The sequence below is a fragment of the Enterobacter sp. GER_MD16_1505_Eko_090 genome, from assembly GCF_003331015.1.
In the GTDB taxonomy this organism is placed as follows: domain Bacteria; phylum Pseudomonadota; class Gammaproteobacteria; order Enterobacterales; family Enterobacteriaceae; genus Enterobacter; species Enterobacter roggenkampii.
In genome coordinates this window covers 1-5,231 of sequence record NZ_PUQF01000044.1, presented here as the reverse complement: position 1 = coordinate 5,231, position 5,231 = coordinate 1, and the positions used below count along the sequence as shown (strand labels likewise).

Genomic DNA, 5,231 nt, shown 5'->3' with positions numbered 1-5,231 from the left:
TCACGGCTGAGCGTGCTGACGTCCTGCTTCTGGTTAGCCTGGTCGCGAACAATGATAGCACCGTCGGCTACCGCTGACTGCGTGACCGCTGCCGCTAAAGCTGATACGTATCCTTGGCCAGGCCTTCCCCATCTGCGTGTTTTACAGCGACAACACCGGCGGAGTTCTCCGACGGCATCCTGCGCTTTCTGTACCTGGCGGTAGCGCTGTTAAGCCCGCGCCTACCGGCATTTATCGCGTTGAACGAACCGGAAAACTGACTGCATTCGCAGATGCTGCCCGCCGGCCAGCCGCTACTCGCAGATCTGGCTCACCAGCCACTCGCCGGAGCTGGCAAAGTTGATTGAGAAGCAGCGATCATTTCGCTGTATCAGCTGTCGAGGGTGGAGGGGGAGACGCGGGTGGAGAGGCTGGGGTAGCTTAACCCCAAAACTAAAATGGCCGCCAGAATTTTCAATCTGTTATCAATTTTCGGTCTGCCGAGTCTTCTGGCCGACAATTTTTACCTCAGCGTACCCTCTTCAACCGAGAGGGATAATATGGTTAATTTTACCAATCAACTAAAATTGTCCCAAAATAACTTATTCCTCAGAAAAAAGTTCTATACTCATGAGAAGAAATTATCTCATAAGCGTCACTCTGCATAATTTATCATTTTTATTGAACTGCAGATGCATCGCATAACTCTTTTCCTCATATTTTATCCAGCGATTCATATAACCAAGAAGTGCATCTTCCGCCCCCCCTGAAGATGAGGGCACTCCAAAATGATGAATAACCTCAGACTCAGAACAACCAAAAGATAACGGTAAATCACCTTTAAATTTGGAAAATCCTTCATCAGCCTCAATGTAAAAACTAATTTGGTCCACGATCCCATTATCCAATAAAAATAATATACCTGAACCGATGAATGAATAATATTCTCTATCACCTAAAACACTTTCATCACGTTTAGGTAATTCATTAAACTCTTGAGAAAGATGGATGAATCTTTCATCCATCTTCTGGCAGCCTAACATTTCGACAAAATCATTCCACATCAACATCACTTAATCACTCCAGTCTGACGATTTTTATCAATAATCTGTTTTATTGCGTCATCAACCTGCTTGGGATCATATCCACGCTCAATCATGTTACCTCTTAGCGCATCTGTATCCCTACATATCGCACCACAAAGATCAAGTGCATCTTGTTGAACTTGTTCTGGTGTATAGTCCGTCGCAGTTCTTCGCCTTAAACTCGTCAACCGCGTCTTTCAGTTGCTGCTGCGCGTCCTTGTATCTGTCCTCCGGCTTTTTACCCGTTGCCAGATAATCAGCAGCTTCACTGAGCGAGTTATTCTCAACAACAACTCTTTCCGATACAGTTATTGAGAATTTATGGATGATTTCCCAATGTAGTTAGGAGGTTACAGTCCATTTTTGTTAAGGAGTTTCGGCGCTTCCAATATTTTTCCCGGACGCGCATTTTTGGCCTGAATACGCTACCGCCCTAGAGTGACTCGTATCTGCCACTCCAGCATCATTCCAAAAAACTACAGCATCACTGCGAACGCCGAAGTTTTGGCTTTATATTTCAATTAAGAAATTCCTTTAATACATTGCCAGTATCAAAAAACTCTTTTGAGATCTTTACAATAAGTTAACAGTCTTTTGTAACCTGAGATTCCGGCCAGTAATCTCCAAGTATCACCATTCCTGTATCAGGTTAAGATGAATCCCAGTACGTTCTTATTTGATATTCATCTTTGACAATTTCACCTAATGTTATTAAGTAATAACCATTCTCCGTTCTGACCTGAAGCATTCCAGCGCTATCATCGCTATTATTAAGTATATCAAGAGTAAGGGTTCCTTTTCTTCCCTGAATTTGTTTAAACTGATTTAATACCATATCCCAATTTGAGATCTGTTTATTTCCACCTGTTTTGTCCAGTGTCCAACTCATTTTGAAAGTCATTTTATTCCCTAGCCTTGAGAGATTTCATGCCAGGCTGCCAGTAGAGAACTGATCATGAGAAGGTATAAAAGATAGAGCCTGAACAAGCAGGCTCATAAAACAATAAAAACATCACATTAGCTATACTTACTTTAACTGTAGCTTTACATTAATCCCAGCCAAAACACTTTCAACTTTATCAAAGAAAAACAGAACATCTTTCGGCGGATAATTTTTGAAGTAAATCTCAATAATTTTCTTTGTTTTCCCTTTAGATTTAGGGAAACTTTCTTCCATTTGCCCACTTTCTATAAACTCAATATATGAATTTATTTTTTCCTGTAACTTATACAAATGATCATTTGTGTTCTCACCCCAAGCCAGATGATCTGATATAGCCAGACTGATAGCGTCTGGCTCATTTTCAGTGATCCCCATAAAATCAATTTTATTAAGGTCTTCTACTGACATATTTAACCTTTATCTTTGCCTGGTCTTATCACGTCAATCTTTGTTGGTGGAATCACTGTCCCACCATCAAATCCGGGTTTGCCTACTCCCATAATCACACCACCACTATTTTCTATTTCTGGGTAGCCGATCTTTTGATTAGGCGTTAAAGGTGCTGTCTCTGAGCTTTTACATTCGACACAGAAAATATTCCCGCTACTATCTTTCGTCATAATATCCACTCTAACATTTACCCCACTTCCAGTTTTGATTGTAACCTCTCTGGCTGAATCGGTCATTCCCTGTGAATATTTTTGATAAATGCTATCTTCGAATGCTTTTCCCTGATCATAGTTCTGGCGAATTTGATTCGCTGGGTTTGGAGATAGGGTGCCATTTTTTGACGTGCTATCAAAAGTATAATAACTACCATTATTACTGTAAATAGCGTTACCCGATGAGTCTGTTTTCCCTGTATTGGTATACATGCCACCTTTCGGACCTACCACATCTCCACGACCTGTAGGAGTGTAACCAGAAGGTAATCGAACCGCAGAACCAATAGGCACTCCAAATCCTGGCGCATAAGTGATCGGATTTCCGGCTTCATCCCGTTCAGGTTCCAGCCCTGGATTCATAGGGATAATTTTTATATGCCCATTACCAAGCTCTTTTTCGTGCTCTTCTTCCTCATGCTCAAACGGACTGTGTTCACTGAGCGAGTTATTCTCAACCGTCGTCTTGCCCGCCTGAGCCGCCGCTACCGCATTCGCGCTGCTGTCTCCGACAAGCCCGCCAGCCAGACCAGAAGCCAGTGTCGCCAGCGCAGATACCGTCTGTTTTTCTTCCTCGCTCAGTTCGCTGACCTGTTTGCCAAAACCGTCAACCGCAATCTTACCAGCCAGCTCACCCACCGCTGCACCGGCTGCAGCGGACGCCGCATCTCTGCCGGAAGCGGCTGCAAGTGCGGCGTTGACAACCGCATGGGCCAGCACGCGTCCCTTAAGATCCTTCTCCGGGATGGCATTCGCGATGGCATTGGCGATATACGGCGCGGCACCGCCCGCAATCGCAGCTTTAATATCGCCACCTGCCAGCGCCTGAATGGCCGCCGTTGCTGCCGTGATGGCGCGCTGGGTGCTCTGCCCCGTTCCCATGCCAGACTGGTTAAACGCTTCGTTATAGAAGGTCTGGTACATCTGGTCATGAATCGCCTGATCGGTAACCTCTTTACCGTCTTTTTTCAGCTGGCTGATGGCGGCGTTACGCGCATCGCTGCCCGCGGTTTTCATCTTCTCGTTGGCCGCTTCCGTGGCCGCAATCTTGCCGTTGGTGCGCGCAATATCCGCAACCTGATTGCCGATCTCGCCAATCATTTGCGCGGTTTGCAGGCGTTTCTGCTCTTTCTCTTTGTTAAAAAACCGATTGTGGAATGGGTTTTACCTGAGGAGGAACTTCTAAAATATTAGTCCCACGCAACGCATCACCGCCCAATGAACCACTTGATGGAACTTTAGCAATGGTTGCACCTGCAGGGTATTTATTCACAGCCTCCCGGATGTAATTAGTCGCTGTTGATTCAGTGATATCAGAGAACTGCGTGAACTTACGTGACACTATCTCACCTGTAGCCGGGTTATACGAATCAACACGATAATAGCCGTTTCCGTTAGGTTGAAACGAAATCGGGATCGAAAGCTATAGATATTTTTCAGGTATATGAGATAACTGTTCTACAACAGACCAGTTTTCAGGCTCCGATTTTTTACTGTGCCACTTAGCTCCATCTTCTAACCATTTTGTCCGATATTTCTTAATTCCTTGCAATGTTGAATCTTCGTAACCGAATTCAACCCCACAGCAATCACATATTTCGTATGTTGGTGATTCTCCATCATCACCCCAAGGGGCCTCAAGCTGCTCAGCACCACATACCCGGCAAATATATAAATCATTATTTTTGTGCATTGAAGTAGTCCAAATTTGTTGGATAGCCATGATCTGCGGGATCCGGCCTGAACATTGTTTTAGGCACACCATCACTATTTTTGACTGCAAATGTATTGGACGATGGGTTGTAGTAAATCGTATCACCGTTTTTACGTATTGTGGTGAGCGTTCCTTTTGGCGGATTTGTTACAAAATTATGTGTGGCATCCACATATTGTTTTGAGTTTTGATATTCGGGAAACTCTTTTCCATGCTTCGTCCAGTGTCCATACGCATTGTCAACAGGCTCCGCTTTTTTGGTTTCAGTCCAAATCTGAGTATCTTTAGATTTGCCACCTATCGGAACTGCCCCAATACCAAGACCAGCAGTTCCAGGAAGCGGCTTACCATCTTCGTCAAACAACACCCCAGGCCTGGCAATGTTGTAGACTTTTGGGAGGCGGTCGCCGTGCTCTTTCTCAAACTCTTCCTCATCATGGCCAGGACTCAGCGTGTTATTCTCAACCGTCGTCTTGCCCGCCTGAGCCGCCGCTACCGCATTCGCGCTGCTGTCTCCGACAAGCCCGCCAGCCAGACCAGAGGCCAGCGTCGCCAGCGCAGATACCGTCTGTTTTTCTTCCTCGCTCAGTTCGCTGACCTGTTTGCCAAAACCGTCAACCGCAATCTTACCAGCCAGCTTGTCTACCGCAATTTTGCCGACAAGCTCACCCACCGCCGCGCCAGCTGCAGCGGACGCCGCATCTCTGCCGGAAGCTGCTGCAAGTGCGGCGTTGACAACCGCATGGGCCAGCACGCGTCCCTTAAGATCCGTCTCCGGGATGGCATTCGCGATGGCATTGGCGATATACGGCGCGGCACCGCCCGCAATCGCAGCTTTAATATCGCCA

6 protein-coding genes and 2 pseudogenes are annotated in these 5,231 nt (G+C 45.9%); 1 reads left to right on the top strand and 7 read right to left on the bottom strand.

The window, feature by feature from the left end:
• Window positions 1–94 precede the first annotated feature (94 nt).
• A pseudogene (locus tag C6A40_RS25435) lies at window positions 95–419 on the top strand (AAA family ATPase); the annotation flags it as partial.
• A gap of 201 nt (window positions 420–620) precedes the next feature.
• Here the strand turns inward: C6A40_RS25435 and C6A40_RS24425 are convergent.
• The 7 genes and pseudogenes from C6A40_RS24425 to C6A40_RS24390 all read right to left on the bottom strand — a co-directional run.
• A complete protein-coding gene (locus tag C6A40_RS24425) occupies window positions 621–1,052 on the bottom strand; it encodes a hypothetical protein (RefSeq protein ID WP_269325740.1) in 432 nt (143 codons plus the stop codon).
• 661 nt (window positions 1,053–1,713) lie between these two features.
• The gene (locus tag C6A40_RS25430) at window positions 1,714–1,953 is read right to left on the bottom strand and encodes a DUF6911 family protein (protein WP_228861646.1); all 240 of its coding nucleotides are present in this window, start codon (window positions 1,951–1,953) and stop codon (window positions 1,714–1,716) included.
• A 138-nt stretch (window positions 1,954–2,091) separates the two neighbouring features.
• Window positions 2,092–2,415 carry a DUF6572 domain-containing protein gene (locus C6A40_RS24410; protein WP_021242376.1) on the bottom strand — a complete coding sequence of 108 codons (324 nt, stop codon included), beginning with the start codon at window positions 2,413–2,415 and terminating at the stop codon, window positions 2,092–2,094.
• 691 nt (window positions 2,416–3,106) lie between these two features.
• Window positions 3,107–3,812 (bottom strand): annotated as a pseudogene (locus C6A40_RS24405) (VENN motif pre-toxin domain-containing protein); the annotation flags it as partial.
• Complete coding sequence (locus C6A40_RS24400) at window positions 3,808–4,011, bottom strand: hypothetical protein (RefSeq protein ID WP_186436512.1); 204 nt, start codon at window positions 4,009–4,011, stop codon at window positions 3,808–3,810. The gene C6A40_RS24400 and the pseudogene C6A40_RS24405, both read right to left, overlap by 5 nt.
• Window positions 4,012–4,092: 81 nt before the next feature.
• Window positions 4,093–4,392, bottom strand: a complete 300-nt coding sequence (locus tag C6A40_RS24395; protein WP_223539752.1) for a hypothetical protein — start codon at window positions 4,390–4,392, stop codon at window positions 4,093–4,095.
• Window positions 4,349–5,231, bottom strand: an 883-nt coding sequence (locus C6A40_RS24390) for a VENN motif pre-toxin domain-containing protein (protein WP_102135171.1), incomplete at its 5' end; no start/stop codon positions are given. The genes C6A40_RS24395 and C6A40_RS24390, both read right to left, overlap by 44 nt.

What these genes read in the sequence shown, in the direction of transcription:
- C6A40_RS25430 (WP_228861646.1), bottom strand. Translation starts at nt 1,953, where the DNA reads ATGAGTTGGACACTGGACAAAACAGGTGGAAATAAACAGATCTCAAAT.
- C6A40_RS24410 (WP_021242376.1), bottom strand. Translation starts at nt 2,415, where the DNA reads ATGTCAGTAGAAGACCTTAATAAAATTGATTTTATGGGGATCACTGAA.
- C6A40_RS24395 (WP_223539752.1), bottom strand. Translation starts at nt 4,392, where the DNA reads ATGGCTATCCAACAAATTTGGACTACTTCAATGCACAAAAATAATGAT.